Source organism: Chryseobacterium sp. BGARF1, from assembly GCF_001677955.1.
In the GTDB taxonomy this organism is placed as follows: Bacteria; Bacteroidota; Bacteroidia; order Flavobacteriales; family Weeksellaceae; genus Chryseobacterium.
On the sequence record NZ_LELA01000232.1, the window covers coordinates 1 to 495 of the forward strand.

General features: G+C 37.8%; 1 protein-coding gene. It reads right to left on the reverse strand.

Annotation, left to right across the window (positions count from 1 at the left end; translation table 11 throughout):
• The coding region (locus AB671_RS21800) for a fibronectin type III domain-containing protein (RefSeq protein WP_185114108.1) at positions 1-495 on the reverse strand (495 nt) is incomplete at both ends.

A 495-nucleotide genomic window follows, 5' to 3' on the forward strand; every position in this document is an offset into this window, starting at 1 on the left:
TACCTACAGAACCTTGAACCATATCAATAAACTTCAAAGGAACCGTTGTGTAGTCTGAATAAGCTGAACCTGCTGTAATATTAATCATTTCAGGTTTACCTGCTGGTTTAGCCGTTACTTTTGAAATAAATTCAGAACCAAAGTTTGTTGAATGCATTGGGCAATAAACAACGGTTGGTGTTGTAAAGTAGTACTCAGGGGTAAAGTTACCTGGTGTACCTGTACAAACATTGGCTACCTGCATTTCATATTTCGTTAGTTCTAATAATCCTGTTATGGTATAGGTATTATTACTAACGTTAATATTTGTCCAGCCTGGTAATCCTACTTTTCTATATTTTAGTATATAATTATTAGTCGCTCCAGGACCTGTATAAGCATCCCAAACTACCTCTGCAGACGTGGGGTTCAATTGAGTAATGGTTAATCCCGGAGGCGGAATTTCACAAACTCTAACCGTAGTAAACACCTGAGATGTAGACCAAGGGTTGAATG